Source organism: Weissella paramesenteroides (assembly GCF_051903945.1).
In the GTDB taxonomy this organism is placed as follows: Bacteria; Bacillota; Bacilli; order Lactobacillales; family Lactobacillaceae; genus Weissella; species Weissella paramesenteroides_A.
In genome coordinates this window covers 792,979-811,862 of record NZ_CP192268.1, presented here as the reverse complement: position 1 = coordinate 811,862, position 18,884 = coordinate 792,979, and the positions used below count along the sequence as shown (strand labels likewise).

Annotated in this window: 19 protein-coding genes and 1 riboswitch; of the genes, 1 reads left to right on the top strand and 18 read right to left on the bottom strand. The window is 38.7% G+C overall.

Going from position 1 to position 18,884, the window contains the following annotated elements; all coding sequences use genetic code 11:
• Positions 1-72: 72 nt before the first annotated feature.
• The 11 genes from cmk to ACQ4QH_RS03760 form a co-directional block, all read right to left on the bottom strand.
• Positions 73-747 carry a (d)CMP kinase gene (gene cmk / locus ACQ4QH_RS03810; RefSeq protein ID WP_150190720.1) on the bottom strand — a complete coding sequence of 225 codons (675 nt, stop codon included), beginning with the start codon at positions 745-747 and terminating at the stop codon, positions 73-75.
• A 132-nt stretch (positions 748-879) separates the two neighbouring features.
• Positions 880-1,485, bottom strand: coding sequence for a hypothetical protein (locus ACQ4QH_RS03805; RefSeq protein WP_002827360.1), 606 nt, complete (start codon positions 1,483-1,485; stop codon positions 880-882).
• A gap of 85 nt (positions 1,486-1,570) precedes the next feature.
• Entirely contained in the window at positions 1,571-3,010 is a 1,440-nt protein-coding gene (locus ACQ4QH_RS03800) for a RecQ family ATP-dependent DNA helicase (protein ID WP_439819321.1), read from the bottom strand.
• 6 nt (positions 3,011-3,016) lie between these two features.
• Positions 3,017-4,072: a helix-turn-helix domain-containing protein gene (locus ACQ4QH_RS03795; protein WP_439819320.1), complete on the bottom strand. Its 1,056-nt coding sequence runs from the start codon at positions 4,070-4,072 to the stop codon at positions 3,017-3,019.
• Between the two features lie 78 nt (positions 4,073-4,150).
• Positions 4,151-4,729: an ECF transporter S component gene (locus ACQ4QH_RS03790; protein ID WP_002827364.1), complete on the bottom strand. Its 579-nt coding sequence runs from the start codon at positions 4,727-4,729 to the stop codon at positions 4,151-4,153.
• 94 nt (positions 4,730-4,823) lie between these two features.
• A riboswitch (FMN riboswitch) is annotated at positions 4,824-4,960 on the bottom strand.
• Positions 4,961-5,021: 61 nt separating this feature from the next.
• Positions 5,022-5,789, bottom strand: coding sequence for a pseudouridine synthase (locus ACQ4QH_RS03785; protein ID WP_439819319.1), 768 nt, complete (start codon positions 5,787-5,789; stop codon positions 5,022-5,024).
• Positions 5,789-6,430, bottom strand: coding sequence for an SMC-Scp complex subunit ScpB (scpB, locus tag ACQ4QH_RS03780; protein ID WP_002827366.1), 642 nt, complete (start codon positions 6,428-6,430; stop codon positions 5,789-5,791). Before scpB ends, ACQ4QH_RS03785 begins: the two co-directional genes overlap by 1 nt.
• Complete coding sequence (locus ACQ4QH_RS03775; RefSeq protein ID WP_251940314.1) at positions 6,420-7,211, bottom strand: segregation and condensation protein A; 792 nt, start codon at positions 7,209-7,211, stop codon at positions 6,420-6,422. The genes scpB and ACQ4QH_RS03775 overlap by 11 nt, the downstream gene beginning before the upstream one ends.
• The gene (locus tag ACQ4QH_RS03770) at positions 7,208-7,573 is read right to left on the bottom strand and encodes a hypothetical protein (RefSeq protein WP_002827369.1); all 366 of its coding nucleotides are present in this window, start codon (positions 7,571-7,573) and stop codon (positions 7,208-7,210) included. The genes ACQ4QH_RS03775 and ACQ4QH_RS03770 overlap by 4 nt, the downstream gene beginning before the upstream one ends.
• A 22-nt stretch (positions 7,574-7,595) precedes the next feature.
• A complete protein-coding gene (xerD, locus tag ACQ4QH_RS03765; RefSeq protein WP_259703857.1) occupies positions 7,596-8,504 on the bottom strand; it encodes a site-specific tyrosine recombinase XerD in 909 nt (302 codons plus the stop codon).
• Between the two features lies 1 nt (position 8,505).
• Positions 8,506-9,378, bottom strand: coding sequence for a CvfB family protein (locus ACQ4QH_RS03760; RefSeq protein ID WP_040760226.1), 873 nt, complete (start codon positions 9,376-9,378; stop codon positions 8,506-8,508).
• 241 nt (positions 9,379-9,619) lie between these two features.
• On the opposite strand from ACQ4QH_RS03760, the gene ACQ4QH_RS03755 reads away from it, so the two are divergent.
• The gene (locus ACQ4QH_RS03755; protein ID WP_439819318.1) at positions 9,620-10,171 is read left to right on the top strand and encodes a hypothetical protein; all 552 of its coding nucleotides are present in this window, start codon (positions 9,620-9,622) and stop codon (positions 10,169-10,171) included.
• A gap of 234 nt (positions 10,172-10,405) precedes the next feature.
• On the opposite strand, the gene ACQ4QH_RS03750 is transcribed toward ACQ4QH_RS03755, so the two are convergent.
• From ACQ4QH_RS03750 to ACQ4QH_RS03720, 7 genes are all read right to left on the bottom strand, one after another.
• A complete protein-coding gene (locus ACQ4QH_RS03750; protein WP_251940306.1) occupies positions 10,406-11,371 on the bottom strand; it encodes a cation:proton antiporter in 966 nt (321 codons plus the stop codon).
• Between the two features lie 85 nt (positions 11,372-11,456).
• Complete coding sequence (locus tag ACQ4QH_RS03745; RefSeq protein WP_002827374.1) at positions 11,457-11,633, bottom strand: type II toxin-antitoxin system RelB/DinJ family antitoxin; 177 nt, start codon at positions 11,631-11,633, stop codon at positions 11,457-11,459.
• A 138-nt stretch (positions 11,634-11,771) separates the two neighbouring features.
• Positions 11,772-12,218, bottom strand: coding sequence for a D-aminoacyl-tRNA deacylase (dtd, locus tag ACQ4QH_RS03740; RefSeq protein WP_439819317.1), 447 nt, complete (start codon positions 12,216-12,218; stop codon positions 11,772-11,774).
• Positions 12,218-14,449, bottom strand: coding sequence for a RelA/SpoT family protein (locus tag ACQ4QH_RS03735; protein WP_251940304.1), 2,232 nt, complete (start codon positions 14,447-14,449; stop codon positions 12,218-12,220). Before ACQ4QH_RS03735 ends, dtd begins: the two co-directional genes overlap by 1 nt.
• A gap of 157 nt (positions 14,450-14,606) precedes the next feature.
• Entirely contained in the window at positions 14,607-17,975 is a 3,369-nt protein-coding gene (locus tag ACQ4QH_RS03730; RefSeq protein ID WP_439819316.1) for a DNA polymerase III subunit alpha, read from the bottom strand.
• A gap of 128 nt (positions 17,976-18,103) precedes the next feature.
• Complete coding sequence (locus tag ACQ4QH_RS03725; protein ID WP_040760232.1) at positions 18,104-18,292, bottom strand: YjzD family protein; 189 nt, start codon at positions 18,290-18,292, stop codon at positions 18,104-18,106.
• A 93-nt stretch (positions 18,293-18,385) separates the two neighbouring features.
• The gene (locus tag ACQ4QH_RS03720) at positions 18,386-18,883 is read right to left on the bottom strand and encodes a dihydrofolate reductase (protein WP_040760235.1); all 498 of its coding nucleotides are present in this window, start codon (positions 18,881-18,883) and stop codon (positions 18,386-18,388) included.
• Position 18,884: the final 1 nt, after the last annotated feature.

Genomic DNA, 18,884 nt, shown 5'->3' with positions numbered 1-18,884 from the left:
ACTCTAATGAATATTATACCCAATATTGGTATATATTACCAGTGCTTTTTACACTTTTTTGAGTTGTATTTATTAATTTTGTAATTTATTTTCAATAATGCGTTTTACTTCAGCAACCACTTCTGAAATTGATAGTCCAGTAGTGTCCAATTCTACCGCATCGGATGCTTTTTTTAGTGGTGATATTTCACGGTGAGAATCTAAGTAATCTCTTTTTTCAATTGCTGTTTCTAAGCCCGCTAACGTCGTTGTCATACCTTTTGCTTGGTTTTCCTTAAAACGGCGGACTGCTCGTTCATGAACTGAGGCAATCAAAAAAATCTTGACTTCAGCTTTTGGTAATACCGTGGTGCCAATATCTCGTCCATCCATCACGACACCACCCTCACTTGCAATATTACGTTGCAAGTCAGTCATTGCAGTACGCACCTCACCATAAGCTGAAACAATCGATACATTAGCTGTTACTTCAACTGATCGAATATCATCAGTCACTTCTTCATCGTTTAAGAACACACGTTGTACAGGATTACCCGGCTTAAACGAGATATCAATTTTAGGTAACAATGCGACAACTGCTTCTTCATCCGTCAACGTAACACCTGCTTTAATCGCAGCCAGTGTAACGGTACGATACATTGCGCCTGTATCAACATAGACAAAATTTAAGTCAGTAGCCAAAATTTTAGCAATCGTTGACTTTCCTGCCGAGGCTGGTCCATCAATTGCAATCTGAATTGGGTTCATGATCCACATCCTTATTCAATTTATTACTGTTTTATTTTACGCTTAATTTAGCTGAAACACTAGGTATATTTAGTAAAAAAAGCCGGAACAATTAACGTTCCAGCCAATTTGATAATCATAATCAAAATATTTCTATTTAACTTTTAATCCCTTACCATAGTATGATGCATAATTACTTGCCGTTAGACCAGGATTCAAAGTATACAACTCTTCAGGGGTTGTGCCATTTGCAACGGCAAAACTATACAGTGTACCAGAATCAAATGAAACGGTTTGAGAAGCCTCTTCTGAAGAAGATGAAGCTGCTGCTTCTGATGAAGAAGACGCTGCTGCCTCTGCTTCACTTGATGATTTAGCTGCCGCCTCTGACGATGACTTTGCTGCTGCTTCTGATGATGATTTGGCTGCCGCTGCCTCAGATGATGACTTTGATGCAGCAACCTTAGCTTTTGATTCTGATTTTGCGGTATCGGTCACTTTATTCGTTGAAGTGGTCGTTTTCGTTGATGAAGCAACTGGTAATTCAGTGTTCGATGTGGCATCAGCTGGTTTATTCAATTCCTGCAAATACTTATAAACAGGAACGAAAGACAAAGCAATGACAATCAGTACCAGAATTCCGACAACCATACTGACACGTTGTGACTTGCGTCGATTTTGTGTTCTTGAATACTGGTTGGTTGTTTCATCTTTAAAAGATGCCTCCCATGGCTGTTTTTCATCCTTTTTTTCGGTCATGATTGGTGGCTCTCCTTACTCTCTTTTTTTACTATCTCTAATAATACACTAACCGCCTTAAAATAGTTAGTGTCACACCTAATCTTTACTGTAAATTAAATAGTTTTTTTAGTTGTTTAGACCAATTTACCACCTTTGCTTGCCGTTTACCATCTTCTTTTCGCACGAAATTTAATTCTTTGGGATGCCAATCTGTCACACCCACACTTTCATCCGTTTGCGATAAGTTGTCAGTGGCATTACCAAAATATTGACTGATTTGATTACGCAGCTGACCATCGGACTTTGCATAGTTAATCATTGACCATAAATTACTCTGTCTCATCACGCGTCTACTATCAAAAATTTGAATAATTTCAGCTGATGATAAGCCCTTATTTTGATAAAAATTCAATAATCTGACCTGCTCAGGTGTTAGTGTTGTCACCAACGACTGCTCCAAATAACTTTGAATCGCATAATTATCAGGGATGGTTTGATCAATCAAATTAAATTGAATACGTTCATCCCCAGGTACATACAATAAGATTGCAACCGCTTGTTGTCCGTCACGTCCTGCACGACCAATTTCTTGCAGATAATTTGAAAGATCATTGCTCAAATGATAATGAATGACAAAACAAATGTCTTCTTTATCAATGCCCATGCCAAATGCGGAAGTCGCCGTAATGACATCGATCTCTCCCTGCATAAATTGTTGTTGTACACGATACCGAGACATTGTATCCATACCAGCATGGTATGCAACGACCCGTTGTCCAGTTTCATTTGTTAGCCACTCCGCCATGCTTGTTGCTAGCTTACGTGAAGTAAAATAAACGATACCAGGTCCATTAACCGTCTGAATTAAATATTTTAAGCGTTGTTTTTTTTCAATTTCATTAGTTAGTTGCTCTGTATGCAAAAAAATATTTGGTCGATCAACCGGTTGTTGATAAATAAACCATTTATCTTGCAGCGCATGAAAATTCTCAGTAATTGCTAACATCATACTTGGTGTTGCGGTTGCCGTTAATAAAAGTAATTGTGGTCGATTAAGCTGTTCGTGAATACTAGGTAATGATAAATAATCTGGTCGAAAATCCTGACCCCAAGTAACCATTGTATGAGCTTCATCAATAACCATTAAGTTAATTTTCACTTGTTTTAAAGCTGTTTGTACCTGTTCTTGGTTGAGCATCTCAGGCGAAACAAATAAAAAATGATAACGATTTAAATTTTTAAGGACACTCTTTTTGTTCTCAAATGTTAATGTCGAATTTAAAGCCACCACATTTTTTTCACCAAGATAATTCAATCGTGCAACCTGATCCTGCATTAGTGAAAGTAATGGCGTGACAATCATAACCAATCCATCTCGAACCGCCCCCATCATCTGGTAAATCAACGTCTTACCACCACCTGTTGGTAAAATTGCTAATGTTGATTGCTTTGACAATAAGGCCGCTAGGATTTCTTTTTGACCCGTTTTAAAACTCTCAAATCCAAATTTATCTTGTAAAACCTGTTCTAAGTTAATTGTCATCGGTGCTTAATTCCCCTGTTTGGTTAAGTAAATTTCATATAATCTGAAGATAAAAAACTCATTTGGGTTATCTGACGTTCTAATGTCGGAAAATTGCCAATTATCAATAATGCCAGTCAAATGTTGTTCTAGATATTGAATGGTTGAAGCACTTAAAAACAATTCATAGGGAAAATCCGCTTTAGGTAGCCAAACTGCTGCTGTCAGCAAGTGTTCCCTAACCGTGCCGATTTTCAAATGGCGTTGCTTACTAATGGTTTCAATAGACATCCCCCGATGCACCTGCTGGCATGTTAATTGCACGCTGGGTGACAAGTTGGCTTGTTGCTGTGTTAATTCCCATAACCTTTTTAATTCACTGCTAGCATTAGTCTGTGATAATTGCTGGCTCCAAAAAGAAAATAAATCAATTTCCCAAAGATAAAAATCAGTTGCCGTCCAAGATTGCGGTAAATCTAGTTGGTCACTATTTCGTCCAGGTATTTGATGTCCAACCCATGTCGCAACTAATTGATCCGCAGTTTGTTGATCAAGTAATTTTAAAAAGTCGGTTAATTCTGCAAACCAATCATTGATTAAGTGTTTTTTATCTGTCTGCCCATACCAATTTTTTACTAATTTTTTCGTTTTAAAATCAATTTGTAACGGATAGTAGTGTTTGTTGTGATATGCCACTTCCGACACGATTTGATTCGCCAACCAAAACGCTTCCCGGAACTGCCGGATATTCGCTAGTGGTTGGACCATTAGAGGAATGTATTTTAATTGATAATGGTATTGCCTATAATTCTGTTGAAAAGTAACGCCCTTATCGGTTAGCAATAATTGTCCAGAACTTGGTTGCTGTTCAATGAGCAACCCCTGTTTGATGAGCTGTGCAATTTGTTCATCAAAATCATTTTTTTCTAATTGTGGCAATAAACCAATAATGGGTAACAATTGATAACGTAATCCCCAATATTCTGTTGATACTGTCAAACGACGCTTTAATAAACCAAAAATTACCCGATGTCGCCGTGGTTGAACCGGCGAAAAAAGGGTAATCAGGAAATCAGTTATCACGACATTGCCCACCTCTCACTTTGTGCTGTACTATTGTCTAGTTTAAAAAAATAGTGAGGTAAGTGCAAGCTGCGTGTTTTAATTTAATTGTGAATGCATGTTGCTTAATGCCCGCTGAAACGAATAGAAGACAACGCCTGATACAGTACCAAGAATAACGCCTTCAATTAAGTTAAATGGCACAACCATCCAAAGTAAGTAGTGTCCCATGCCAATTGTTGCTCGGATATCAAAATTTGCAAACAAAGCATATAATGGCACTGCATAAACATAATTTAGAATAACCATCACCAATGTTAACCCAAGCGTTCCAAGCAATGTTCCCCACATAAACTGCTTTTTAGACACATTTGTACGACGCATTACTAGAATAATTATGGTAATAAAAATAGCCATACCAATGATATTCATTGGTAGCCCAATTAAATCACCAGGCCCTTCATTATTAAGTAATAGTTTCAAAACCGACCGTAAAATTAAAATAAGATAACCTTGTTTTAACCCTAATAGTAAAGTTCCCATTAATACGGGAACAATTGAAAAATCAATCTTTAAAAAGCTTGCGCCAGGTAAGATTGGAAATTGCGGGAAAACCATCAAGACAAACGAAATTGCTGACAATAAAGCAATGATTGTTAAATGACGTGTTTTATTCATGTGACTACCTAATCCTCCACGCTGATAATTAAAAAGTCGATCTTATTTATGTCAGGGCGACACAAATAAGACCGACTCTATCAGTCAAATTCATTAATTTCTTCTGCATACCAGACTTTACTGTCGGTTATGGATTTTCACCATATCAACCACAAAACTGTGGGTCGCGGACTTTTCCGTAAAAACGAAATTACCGCCGGTCGGGAATTACACCCTGCCCTGAAGATATTTAGTTATGTTATTATCATATCTTTCTGCTAATTAAAAGTCAATAAAAATTCATGCCACCATTTTACCAACGACCAGCTGATTTGCGGAATTGACGCCCAGACTTGAGCGCTTGGACCTCTTCATGACGCAATGGGCGGTATTCACCAGGTGTCAAACCAGTCAAGTCAAGCATCCCATAACGTTCACGAGTTAGCTTAATAACCTCATGACCAACTGATTTTAACATTTCTTTCACTTGATGATACTTACCTTCATGAATAGTTAATTTGACGATTGCCGTGTGCTTCTTTTTATCAGTTGATAAGATTTCTGCATGAGCTGGTGCCGCATTAAAGGTATAATGACGTCCATTTTGGACAGTCTTTACAGTCACACCATGACGCAATTTTTCTAATTCCTCATTCGTTGGAATACCTTTGACCTTGGCAACATAGACCTTATCAATGCGATACTTAGGATGCATCAACTTATTAGCTAAATCACCATCATTGGTTAATAGCAATGCACCAGTCGTATCATAATCCAAACGTCCAACGGGATAAACCCGTTCAGTTTCATCAACAATGTCCATGACCGTTTGACGCCCTTTGTCATCAGAATTAGTCGTTACAACACCGCGTGGCTTATCCAATAGGAAGTAAACTAGTTTCTCTTTTGAATCAATTGGTGTGCCATTTACTTCAATGTGATCAGTGGGCTCAACCTTCGTTCCTAACTCTCGAATTACCTGACCATTAACCGTGACTTGCCCTTCAGTAATCATTTTTTCAGAAGCCCGGCGCGAGGCAACCCCTGCTTGAGCCATGACTTTTTGTAATCGTTCTGCCATTATTTTTCCTCATTACTTTCTGATTGTTTTGTTAATTCAGCAATTGTGACATCAAATGAAGACTGTTGTTTTTCTGATGGTAATAACGGAATCGTCACATCTTGCTGATTTTGTAAATCTTCTAGTGCTTTAGCAGTAACCAACGGTGGTAACTCATCTAAACTGGTTAACCCAAAATAATTTAGGAAATAGTTGGTTGTCACATAAAGAATTGGTCGTCCTGGTTCAGTCGATCTTCCCTTACCCGTTACTAAATTACGAAGAATTAATTTTTGGATGGTCGATTGTGATTGGACACCACGAATTTCATCTACCTCAACACGTGTAACCGGTTGTTTATAAGCAATAATAGCTAGAACTTCCAATGATGCTTGTGATAGAGCTGTTGTTAGTGGCGCTGTAAAGAAACGATGAATGGTTTCTGATAAATTTGCCTTCGTCACTAATTGATAACGATCATCTGTTTTGAGAATTTCAAAAGCACAACTTTCATCTTGCGCATACTTAATCGCCAACTCGTCTAGTAGACCATTAACTGCTGGCTTTAAAAATTGTGTTGCTGCTGACAGTTCTGCCAAAGAGATACCCTCATCTCCTGCAACAAATAATAATCCTTCAATTTGTTGTAAGCTATTTTGCATCAGCCTCTTCATCCTCTCTACTTTCCTGCTGGTAGGGTACCTTACCGCGTGAAACATCAATTCGGTCAAATAAATTATTTTGTGTCATAGTCAAGTGCTGATGACGCACTAATTCTAACATTGCCATAAATGTTGTGACCATTTCATCCTTATCTGCATTTTCCGCAAAAAGTTGGTCAAAAGTTACAACATGATCAGTGTCTACCTTTGACATAATTTTAGTCATTTGTTGTTGAATTGACCAGTTATCACCTTGCAATGAGCGTGGTTGTACCCGCTTTTGATAGCGTTTTTTCACCAAACGATCAAATGCATTTTGAAGATCGCGCAATACGAGTCCTTCTGGCAGAGGTGCGCCCTTTATATCGTCTGGGATTGACATCGGTGCTCTAGAAAACTGTAATTGACGTTCTTCTTCTCGTTCACGTAAATCACCTGCAGCTTGTTGATAGCGCTGATATTCAATTAATTGTGCCATCAATGTGTCTCGAGGATCTTCTTCAGTAACAAATTCAGCTAAATCCTCATCATATTGAAAGACATCATTTTTAGGTAGTAAGTAATTGGCCTTTATTGACATCAACGTTGCGGCCATGACCAAAAATTCACCAGCAACATCTAAATTACGTTCTTGTTCCGCATGTAGAAATGTCAGATATTGTGCCGTAATCTCAACTATCGGAATATCCATAATATCCATCTCATTCACCCGAATAAGATGGAGCAATAAATCCAATGGCCCATCAAAATCTTCTAAATGATAAGTTAATTCTTCACTCATTGCATATCTCGCCATTTCGTTACAAATTTTTGTGTGGCAATTGAACCCATAATCACTTGATCTGGATATTGAGATTGCAACGCTTGATATATTTTACGGCCAAGTTTTAATTTTTGTTTTGGTTGTACTTCGGGACTAAAAACAATCCGTCGAATCACCAAGGAATTATAAACACGTGCAACCCCCAGTAATACGGTAAAATGATGTGTATTTTCATCACGCCATAGAAGAATATCCCGATTATCATCAGACTGATACCAATCATATTCACGTTGCACAGCTAAAATATCTGGTAAATTCGGACTGTAAGACAGCAGCCCCATAACAATTTTTGATTGATCTTTACGTACGATAATTAACATATTTTTCTCCAATCAAGCTAAACTAAGCACGAGGATGCGCCTTTTCATATACCTCGGTTAATCGTTTGTTTGAGATATGAGTATAAATTTGCGTTGTTGAGATATCAGCATGTCCCAATAATTCCTGAACAATTCGCAAATCTGCCCCATTTTCGAGGATATGGGTGGCGAATGAATGTCTTAAAGTGTGTGGCGAAACATCTTTCGTAATCCCAGCCTGCTTAACCCATTGCTTAATTAATTTCCAAACACCTTGTCGTGTTAACTGATGACCGTGATCATTTAAAAAAATAACGTGTGGATCTTGCTGTTTACCTAGCAACGGGCGACTATTATTTAAGTAGTTCTCTAACCACTTGACTGCAACATCACCAATTGGCACAATCCGCTCTTTGTCCCCTTTACCAATCGTTTGAATGAGACCTAAGTCCAAATGTAAATTATCTAAGCGTAAATTGACCAACTCACTGACACGTAAACCTGTCGCATACATGACTTCAAGTATTGTTCGATTTCGTAACCCAAGTGGCGTGTTTGTATCAGGAACCTGCAACAACGCTTCAACTTCTTCTAAAGTCAATACTGCTGGTAGATGCTGCGCCTTTTTGGGTGAATCTACTTGATCCATCGGGTTACTGGTTATCAAATTATTCATTTGAACAAATTCAAAAAACTTTCGCAAAGTCGATACCATGCGAATAATTGTATTACGTGACTTGCCTTTTTGTTCTAACTGTCCCAAAAATGCCATGATTGTAAAACGATCAACTGCTGTCAACGTATCATATTTCTCAGCTAACAAATATTGAAAAAATTGGACAAGATCTTGTTGGTAGGAATGCTTGGTATTAGCTGATAAGCCTCTCTCAACAGTTAGATAATGAAGGTAGTCAACCAAAACATCCTCAAATGGTCCTACCTGCACTTTCATCCTATTCGCCTTCACTTTCTACTAAGAAAAGACCGTTCTCATTTTGTGTGATGCGACGTTCTTTATACAAACGACCTACAGCACGTTTAAATTGTGATTTTGACATACCAAAATATTTCTTAATTGCTTTAGGATCTGATTTATCTGTGAACGGTAAACTGTGGGTTGTTGAACGTTCTAACAACGTTAACAACATCTGAGCATCTTCTGGGATAGCTTCATATGCTCGTGGGCGCAATGATAAGTTCAATACACCATCAGGGCGCACACCAATTACTCGTGCAGATACAACTTCACCTAAACGGGGCTCACGTTGTCGTTCATCAGGATGAATAAACCCAAAGTTATAGTCTGAAGTAACGACCAATGTACCAACCTTCTTTAAGCGGTAGGCCGTTGCCTGGACTTGTTTGTTATGCATATCTGGCTTCGCTGGAATTCTAACTGCTTGCAGAATATCTGAGGTAACCAGTTCGCCCCACAGACGATCTTTTTTATCAATGCGTAGCGTAATCATTAGCTTATCCCCACGCTGTGGCCATAATTCTTTAATAGTTGGCAGTTCATCTAAAGAAACCACCACATCTTTATTAGGTAACCCAATATCAACAAAGACACCTAAGTCACGACGAATATCTGTCACTGTTCCCCAGGCATAATGACCAAGGCGAACCTCTGGTAGATTCTTCGTTATTTGTAATTGATGTTTTTCATTTTCGTAGGCAAATCCTGAAACTAGTCCACCAATCGATAATGGCTTCTTTAATTCTGATTTGTCAATCTCGTATGTTTCACCGTCAATTTGTGCGTAGTAATAACGATCATTTTCGTCAGTTACTTTAGCTGTAATCACGTCTCCAAGTTTATGTGTCATTTTTCTCCATCCTTTTACATCAGCTGCATCTATTGTTCTATAAGTCCGATGCCACAGCACTGGTAAAGGTTATTCATAACCAGCATCATAGCGCCAGTAATCTTGCTCACTATATCTAATTATCTTAACAGATATACATTGGATATGATATATGCAAACCAGATTCTCTTGTTTGTCTCGCCAAAAACAATATTTTTTTGCTAAAATAGTTAGTAATAATTTGAAAGTGAGTTAATCATTTATGAAAGCAATTGGTATGGAACCACAAGTACTGATCGACATTCTTGTGGGTGCCAAGATTGGTGTTGTTTATCCGTTTGGAACAGAACATCGTGGTGATTTAGTTGTAACCTCTTATGCGCTTAAGCAAAGTGGCTTACCATCAAGTATGGCTGATGCCGTCGTGCAATTAGAGGATGTTGAAGAAACTGCACCTGGCAATTTTGTTTGGAAATTTAATCCTGAAGTCACTCTAATCCGCCCATTTAAAGTACACGGTACCATGGAGTTATTTGATGTTGATGATACCTTGATTAAACCTGAACCAACTAACTGGTTTAACGTTGAGGCTGAAAATGCTGGTCACGAAAAAATTTCAACTTGGTTAGATAGTTACTTTGCCGAGCACCCTGATCTTGATCGTGTGCCGCGCCAAGAAATTCCTGAAGAAATCGCAACATTAGCCTCATCATTTGATGATTGGCGTGCTGCTTATTTTGAATTCCTGTATAAGCCAACGAAAGCCCAGAAGCGTGAATTACGTACAAAACGCTACGATATTGAGCCATTGTAATAAATGAAAAAACAAAAGAAGTTGGAACAAAAAAATTTGTTCCAACTTCTTTTTGCTAAAAATGTATTAATTATCAGCATTAAATTTTTATAGCATAAATGCGTTCCAAAAGTCTGAAGTCTCAATGTAACGCAATTTATGCCATTCCTGTCCTTCGATTTGCTACGACCAAAAATGACGCAAATCACGTGTCACACCGGCTTCAAAACAACTTTTGTCTCGCTCTCCTTTTTGCTAAATTCTTTTAAGCAGCGGCCGCAATAGTAACGGCGCAATGATTGTTGAGATAATAATCACAAAGACCATATCACCAAAAATATTTTTAGCGATCAAATCAGCACTTAACCCAATTTGAGCAACGACGAGCGCCATTTCACCTCTTGAAACCATACCTGCCCCGACTGCCCGTGCGGCTGGTTTATCTAACTTGGCAAGCCTGGCTCCCCATTGCGCACCATAATATTTTGTTGCTACCGCCAACACGGTTAAAACAATAATCAAAGGCCACGTTTTTTGTAGTCCATTCAAAGAAATATGTAATCCAATTGAGCCAAAGAAGATCGGAAATAGCGTCCAAGTACCTAATAAGTTGGCAAACTTTAGGATTTTTCCTGAACTCGGTAATCGATCAGCCACTAACCCTAAAATAAACACCACAATTGGTAATAACGTTGATAAACTCAGACCTTGTCCACCAAATACTAAAACATATGCCCCAACCAATAACAAGGCTAACATATCATCCAAAACAGCCGCTCCTAGAACGACTGCACCAACCTGTGATCCCAGTTGTCCAGATTCGCCTAACACACTAATGGTAATTGAAATTGATGTTGCAGCAAATACAATACCCCAAAAAATAGAAATATTAAACTGATAGCCTAATACTAAAGCGACTACTATGAACAATATTAACGGAACCACCACGCCCATAATAGCGGTTAAAGTTGCCCCATTTAAATTGCGTTTCAATTGACCAATATCTGTCTCTAACCCCGCTGTAAACATTAGTAGCAAGACACCCAATTCTGACAAAAAACTGACTGTTTCTCCTGTCGTTACCCAGTGTAAAAGTGCTGGTCCGATGATTATACCCGCAATCAGCTGACCAACAACTTCTGCAAATCCAAGTTTTTGCCCGATGCGCCCCATAATAAAAGTCACAATAATTAAAATGATTAATTGTCCCAAAATTCCCATATAAACCTCCAAAAAAAACGTATACTTCAATCCTAACTGGTTACCCACCCAGGAACTTGAAGCATACGCCCAACCGAAATTTTATTTACTTTGATAAATTGCGTGAAAACAAGTTGCTGAATGGTGATTCACCAGTATTTGCAACCTGTGTCAAGAAGATTTTGATCGCAGTCTGCGTGGTTAAACCTTGTGACTTAAAAATTTCATCTGCTTTGTCTTTAACATTGTCCTCGACACGCAATTGAATTAACTTTTCTGCCATAATGTTACTCCCTTCACAATAATTACTTTCTATACAAATACTATATCATGGCACACTTTACATGTACCTTAAATATAAATCAAATACTACACGCTTTTATACGTTTTGGCTAGTACTTTCTATCTAAATTCACATATTTTACTTATTTTCAGTATCAAAGATTATTGTGGCTGGACCATCATTTATTAGTTGAACTTGCATATTTGCACCAAATTCACCAGTCTCGACAGTTAAGCCTGTATCCCGCAACTTTTTATTAAACAACTGATACATCTTGTCAGCAAAATCAGGTGCGCCTGCTTTCGTAAAACTGGGACGATTACCTTTTTTAGTGTCAGCATATAACGTAAATTGTGAAATTGATAAGATTTGTCCACCAACATCCTCAATAGCCAAGTTCATCTTACCAACTAAATCTTCAAATACCCTTAATTTTGTTATTTTTCTCACTAAATAATCTAATTCAGCTTCCGTATCACTATCAGCAATGCCAACCAGTAATACAAAGCCAACACCAATTTTGCCAACAACCGTTTCATCAATTGATACACTAGCTGATTTGACTCTTTGTAGAACTATTCTCATTATTTGAATGCTCGCTTTACTTCATAAACATCTTTAACATCTCGGATATTGACCATGATTGATTCGAGTTGCTCTAAGTTTTTTACACCGATACTAATTGAAATGCGCACATCATTGTTATGATCGACGCGCCCATTGACCGAATTTAATGAGCGAGTTGTATTATTGACCATCCGAATAACATCATTCAATAAACGGTTGCGATTGGTTGCTGAGACCTGTAAATCAGCATCATATTCTGTTTTGCTATTGCCTGCTGGGTTTTCCCAAGCCACATCAACCAATCGATTACCTTCCACTTCAGCAGCCTTGAGATTAGGACATCCCAAGCGATGTACTGATACACCACGCCCCTTGGTGACGTAGCCAATAACTTCATCCCCAGGTACAGGTGTACAACAATGCCCCAAGCGAACCAGCATATTATCGACACCTTGAATCACGATTCGATCTTCACGATGTGCATGATTTTTTGCAGATTTCGTTTCTTTTTCGATTGTTTGATGATGTTCTAAGATTGCTTTTTGCTCAGCTTCTTGACGGGCAGTTTCAATCTCAGCACGTTTCTCTTCTGAAAAACGGTTAGCGACACCTTGTGGTTTAATATCACCAAATCCAAGTGAGGCGTACATATCATCAACTGCTAAGAAATGCATTTTTTCAGCTGCATGTTCCTCATTTTCAGGTTGCATCAGTTCTTCAACATCGTAACCTTCATCTTCTAACCAGTCAGCCACCATTTTTCTACCGGCTTCGATGTTATCAGCTTTGTCCTGCTTACGGAAATACTGTCTAATTTTATTACGCGCCCGACGCGTAGACACCATCGTTAACCAATCCCGATTAGGTTGGGCGTTTGGCGATGTTAAAATTTCAACAATGTCACCCGTTTTGATTGGAAAATCCAACGGTACCATCCGATCATTGACCTTAGCACCAACAGTATGATTACCAACATTCGTATGAATCGTATACGCCATATCTAGTGGACCAGCATCCTTAGGCATTTCGATCACATCGCCTTTTGGTGTAAAGACGAAAATGCGGTCAGTAAATAAATCACCTTTAACTGACTCCATAAAGTCATCAGCATCTTGCGCATCTACTTGTAATTCTAAAATCCCTTGAATCACATTTAACTTTTGCTGATCAGCATTCTGAACATCGGCGCCAGCAAAATTACCTTCCTTATATGCCCAGTGGGCAGCAATACCAAATTCGGCAATTTCATGCATTTGATACGTACGAATTTGAACTTCTAGTGGGCGTCCCCCTGGTCCAATGACAGAAGTATGTAATGACTGATACCCATTTGCCTTTGGTAAAGCAATATAGTCTTTAAATCTGCCAGGCATTGGTGTCCAACGTGCATGAATTGCTCCCAAAACTGCATATGTTTCGGGAATGGTGTCAACTAACACACGAATGGCTAATAGGTCATAAATTTCTTCAAAGCGCTTATTTTTATCAACCATCTTCCGGTAAATTGAATAAATATGCTTTGGTCGTCCATAAACCTCAGTGTGGTCTAAATGCAAATCTGTAATTGCATGCTCGATTTCACTAACGGCTTGATCAACAATCTCCAGTCGTTCCTGACGTCGTAAGTTCATGGACTTTGCAATATCGTGATACGCTTCAAAGTTAAGATAGCGTAACGCCATATCCTCTAATTCCCACTTGATCGTCATGATTCCAAGCCGATCAGCCAAAGGTGCATAAATTTCAAGTGTCTCAGAAGCAATTCGTTTCTGTTTTTCTTCTCGTAACGCAGACAACGTCCGCATGTTATGTAGACGGTCAGCTAATTTAACAATAATAACTCGAATATCATGTGACATTGCGAGTAACAATTTACGATGGTTTTCAGCTAATTGTTCTCGCGAAGACTTATATTTGATTCGTGACAACTTTGAAACGCCATCAACAATGATGGCAACGTCGTGTCCAAAAGCTTGTTCTACGTCAGCTAATGTCGCCGTCGTATCTTCAACCACATCGTGCAAATATCCTGCAACAACCGTATCAGGATCCATATGCAATTCAGCTAATATTCCTGCCACCTGAATTGGATGAATGATATACGGTTCCCCGGATTTACGCTTCTGCTCTTGATGCAAATGGTATGCAAACTGGTAAGCTTTATCAACCTTCTTGACATGCTCATCGTTCATATAGTCTGCAACTAAATCATGCACGTCTTGTGCTGTCAAATTTTTTGCCTCTGCCATAAAAATCATCCTCTATTTTTAGATTCACGCCGATTGGGATTCATACCCGCAGCATCGCATCTTTCACCTATCACTCTGAATAGTTAATTTATTCTAACGCATTTTATAGCTGTTTGTATTGTATTTTGCTTTTAATTTTAATAATTCTCTAAAAAAATTATTGAATTGATTTGAATACGACATTGTTTTCGCCCAAAATTGACCGAATTGCCTCACCGGTTTCATCATCAGCGGTTAACCAATACGTTTCATTCAAGGCAATTTTACGATGATCTCTTTCAAATACAATCAATACCGGATTAGCACCATGGTGTTGTCGCAAAATATTCTGCAATGCTGGCATGACACCAGCATCTTCAGCTGATGCCATAATTCTTAAGTACCATTGTCCAGTCGATGCTGCTGCTTTTTCAGAAACAGATGATTCTGCCAATAATTCATCACCATTAATTACTTGATTTGCAATCATCTGTAAAGTATCACGACCACGTTGTTGTTCAATTTTTCCAGTAATTAATAGCACTTTTTCATTTACCAATAATGGCTCGATTTTTTTGAAAACCGTTGGAAAAATAGTAATCGATAAGGTCCCAGTTAAATCAATACCGTCTACAAAAGCCATTGGATCACCTTTTTTAGTACGGATTTTTTTAACATTTTGGACATAAATAACGACCGTTACCGATGTCATACCTACTGCTAAGTTAGCAATGTCAGTCCGTCTGTTCTCTGGTATCGCAGCCAAATAAGGTTCAATTGGATGACCACTTAGATAAACACCTAAATATTCATGTTCATAACCCAACTTTTCATTGAGTGGAAACTCAGCAACTTCATGCATTTTTGGTGTTAGCGACTCAAATAATGAAATCGATTCACCAGCCAACCCAACTGCATCAATGTACCCCTGCATTGACCCTAACAACGTTTTACGATTAAATCCAAATTCATCCAAAGCACCCGCATAAATTAACGGCTCTAACTGTGAGACTTTGCGATACTTGCTAGGTAGACGACCAATGAAGTTCGTTAAATCACGATATTGTCCACCTTCTTGCCGTTCTTGAATCAGCGCTTCACGAAAATCACGTCGTAAGCCGCTAATTGATGCTAGTCCCATTTGAAGCTCGCCTTGTTTATTCATACTGTATCCCTGCCACGAATGATTAAGACTAGGGCGCAAAATAGTCACATGGCTTAATTTTGCCTCGGCGATGTAAATACCAACTTTTTTATGATCAGCAATTGAATCATTTAATACCGCCTTATAAAAAGCGGCTGGATAATGTGCCTTAATATATGCCAGTTGGAAAGCTAGTTTCGAGTAAGCAACGGCATGTGATCGATTAAAACCATATTGAGCGAACGTTTCAATATAGCTGAATACCTGTTCGGCAACTTGCTGGTCATGATGTCGGCCAACTGCACCATCAATAAATTTTGATTGCATAGCCGCAATTTTATCATGGTCTTTTTTTGACATTGCTCGACGCAACAAATCGGCCTCACCCAATGAAAAACCTGCAAAGCGTTCGGCAACTCGCATAACTTGCTCTTGATACACGATAATGCCATATGTCGGCGCTAAAATTTCAGCCATACTTGCATCTGGTACATCTTGTTTTTCTTCTTGATGCTTACGGGCAACGAAATGAGGAATATTCTGCATGGGTCCTGGTCTGAAGAGAGCATTTGCTGCCACAATATCTTCAAAACTATCAGGACGTAATTGACGCAAAATATTTTTCATCCCCCCTGATTCAAATTGAAAAACACCATTCGTCAGACCATTTTGAAACAGCCTTAACGTCGCTTGATCATCCAATGATACACTTGCGATACTAAATGACTCATGATCAGGTATTTTTTGAATTTCACGAATAGCAATATCTAAGATGTTTAAGTTAGATAAAGCCAAAAAGTCCATTTTTAACAGTCCTAATGCTTCTACGGGACCCTTGGGGAGTTGTGTGACTAAACGCCCGTCGTCCCCTAGTTGAACTGGCATATAATTTGCCAATGGTTCGGCGGATAAGACGACCCCTGCTGCATGTAATGATGCATTGCGTGGCAATCCCTCTAACTTCAATGCTGTCTGATATAACAGTTGTCCATCAACAGGTAAGTCTAATAACGCATTACGAAATGGCAAAGACGACTCATATGAACCTTGTAAACTGGCAGTCCCACGAGGCATTGATTTCGATAAATTATCGATTTGTGTTGGATTCAAACCAAAAACTCTGGCAACATCTCGAATAACTGCGCGCTGGGCCATCGTTGAAAAGGTAATAATTTGAGCAACTCGCTCATGCCCATAATGCTCATGTAGATAATCCAAAATTTCTTCACGGCGATTGTCGGGGATGTCAATATCGATATCCGGCATTTGGTGACGTTCTGGATTCAAAAAACGTTCAAAAAGTAAATCATAAGCAATAGGGTCAACATCCGTGATCCACAAAACATAGGCAACTAACGAGCCAGCTGCTGATCCACGTCCTGGCCCAGTTCGAATTGATTTTTTGTGCGCATAATTCAAAACATCCCAAACAATTAAGAAATAATCGGCAAAACCTAGTTCATTAATGATACGTAATTCTTCTTTTAAACGTGCTTTATACGGTGTAGCATCAACAGCCATATCATGCAAACGATTGGTCAACCCGGTTGTCGCTAACTCTGCAAGGTAATCCGAGGAAGATTGTCCCTGCGGTGTTTCATATTTTGGCACGGTCACTGATGACTGCTCTAACACCACATAACTATGTGCTGCAATCCAATCTGTATTCTCGACAGCATCTGATAAACCGCGGCTATTATATTCATTTGCCCAATCGGTACTTTCTTTCAAATATGCTGTTGCGGCTTGCTTTTGTGCCAAACCAACATTAGATATAATCTCACCTTGGCCTAGTTTCTGAATAACTTGCGCTGAAAACTGATCAGATGCGTTAGGATATAAGACATTTTCATTCGCAATGATACGTGTGCCAGTATTTTGTGCAAGCTCTTTGATCGATTGCAACATAGCCTCACGCATATCCAACGAAACTCCCAAAAAGACATGAGTAGCATCAGCTAATGCGGTGACTGTTTTAACCAATGTCATTGCTCGTTCAGGTTCAGTTCCTAACAAAACTGCTAGTTCACCGATACTGGGTAAGATAATATATAAACCTGATAAATACGATTTTAAATCGTCGAGCGTCATTTTCTCATTTTGGGTATTAATGGCACTACTGATTTGCAATAAGTTGTGATACCCAACCTGATTTTCAACCAGAAAAATTACCGGATAAGATTGTGAAGATTGCAAACCAATCAATTCAGCTGTCAATCCTAAAATGGGCTGTATGTCAGCTGCCTGGGCTGCTTGGTAAAAATCATACATCCCGTATAAAACGTTGTAATCCGTCAACGCAACGGCCTGATAACCCTTATCTTGTACAGCCTTTATCAATTGCTGAGGAGTCATCGGGCTCCGCAACAAACTAAATGCTGTCATGGTTTGAAGTGGTACCATAATAGCCTCCTTCTTTCAAAGAATCCAATTGATGAATATTTATTTTAACTTAATTTAATTATAGCCATTGCAAATAAAAAAGACCACCTATGATGGTGATCTCCTTATACTTAGCTTGTTAATGGTCATTATTTTTCTACGTGAGGCGCAGCTGATTTTGAAATTGCAACATAAGCAATTGTTCCAATCATACCGATAACCACAGAGAACAAAGAAGTCATAGTTGCATTGTAAGTTGCACTCTCAAGCGCACTACCAATGTAACCAAGTACTTCTCCCAAAACAAATGTCCAAACAAACGCTACAACATACTTCATATTGACACCTCTTAGCATATCGCCAAAATGTTTTACTCCATCATTTTACGCCTCAGCAACCAATTTGTCACATGTTAATTAATTCACAGAAATCTATTGTCTTGTGTATTTCACTAATCGCCAATCGTAATCATTATCTGCATCGGCAGGTCCTTGATCAATCACTTCACCTTGCCAGACAGTCAAATCAACTGGTGCCATTTTAACATCCCCAGAAAAATCTGTCTGTAAATAGGTCACATATAATGTATCTGCTGTATCCATGAAACTTTCATAGATTGGTTTACCACCAATAACTTGCAACTTCAAGTTAGCATTATCAGCGACCTTTTCGGCTTCAGCAACACTATAAACTTTTTGAAAGCCCTCTGGAACTTCCAAATCATGATTTCTTGTCAGTACTAAATTTAAGCGTTCAGGCAATGGACGACCATGAAAACTAGCCATTGTATGGCGTCCCATTAGTGCTGCCTCATGAATAGTGGATTGTTTAAAAAATTGTAAATCAGCCTTTTGATGCCAAGGAATATGTCCATCAATAGCAATCGTACCATCCAGTGTTTGTGCCCAAATTAAGTTTTTCTCAGCCATC

Coding starts and splice junctions, on each gene's coding strand:
- cmk (WP_150190720.1), bottom strand. CDS start 747: ATGAACCCAATTCAGATTGCAATTGATGGACCAGCCTCGGCAGGAAAG.
- ACQ4QH_RS03805 (WP_002827360.1), bottom strand. CDS start 1,485: ATGACCGAAAAAAAGGATGAAAAACAGCCATGGGAGGCATCTTTTAAA.
- ACQ4QH_RS03800 (WP_439819321.1), bottom strand. CDS start 3,010: ATGACAATTAACTTAGAACAGGTTTTACAAGATAAATTTGGATTTGAG.
- ACQ4QH_RS03790 (WP_002827364.1), bottom strand. CDS start 4,729: ATGAATAAAACACGTCATTTAACAATCATTGCTTTATTGTCAGCAATT.
- ACQ4QH_RS03785 (WP_439819319.1), bottom strand. CDS start 5,789: ATGGCAGAACGATTACAAAAAGTCATGGCTCAAGCAGGGGTTGCCTCG.
- scpB (WP_002827366.1), bottom strand. CDS start 6,430: ATGCAAAATAGCTTACAACAAATTGAAGGATTATTATTTGTTGCAGGA.
- ACQ4QH_RS03775 (WP_251940314.1), bottom strand. CDS start 7,211: ATGAGTGAAGAATTAACTTATCATTTAGAAGATTTTGATGGGCCATTG.
- ACQ4QH_RS03770 (WP_002827369.1), bottom strand. CDS start 7,573: ATGTTAATTATCGTACGTAAAGATCAATCAAAAATTGTTATGGGGCTG.
- xerD (WP_259703857.1), bottom strand. CDS start 8,504: ATGAAAGTGCAGGTAGGACCATTTGAGGATGTTTTGGTTGACTACCTT.
- ACQ4QH_RS03760 (WP_040760226.1), bottom strand. CDS start 9,378: ATGACACATAAACTTGGAGACGTGATTACAGCTAAAGTAACTGACGAA.
- ACQ4QH_RS03755 (WP_439819318.1), top strand. CDS start 9,620: ATGAAAGCAATTGGTATGGAACCACAAGTACTGATCGACATTCTTGTG.
- ACQ4QH_RS03750 (WP_251940306.1), bottom strand. CDS start 11,371: ATGGGAATTTTGGGACAATTAATCATTTTAATTATTGTGACTTTTATT.
- ACQ4QH_RS03745 (WP_002827374.1), bottom strand. CDS start 11,633: ATGGCAGAAAAGTTAATTCAATTGCGTGTCGAGGACAATGTTAAAGAC.
- dtd (WP_439819317.1), bottom strand. CDS start 12,218: ATGAGAATAGTTCTACAAAGAGTCAAATCAGCTAGTGTATCAATTGAT.
- ACQ4QH_RS03735 (WP_251940304.1), bottom strand. CDS start 14,449: ATGGCAGAGGCAAAAAATTTGACAGCACAAGACGTGCATGATTTAGTT.
- ACQ4QH_RS03730 (WP_439819316.1), bottom strand. CDS start 17,975: ATGGTACCACTTCAAACCATGACAGCATTTAGTTTGTTGCGGAGCCCG.
- ACQ4QH_RS03725 (WP_040760232.1), bottom strand. CDS start 18,292: ATGAAGTATGTTGTAGCGTTTGTTTGGACATTTGTTTTGGGAGAAGTA.
- ACQ4QH_RS03720 (WP_040760235.1), bottom strand. CDS start 18,883: ATGGCTGAGAAAAACTTAATTTGGGCACAAACACTGGATGGTACGATT.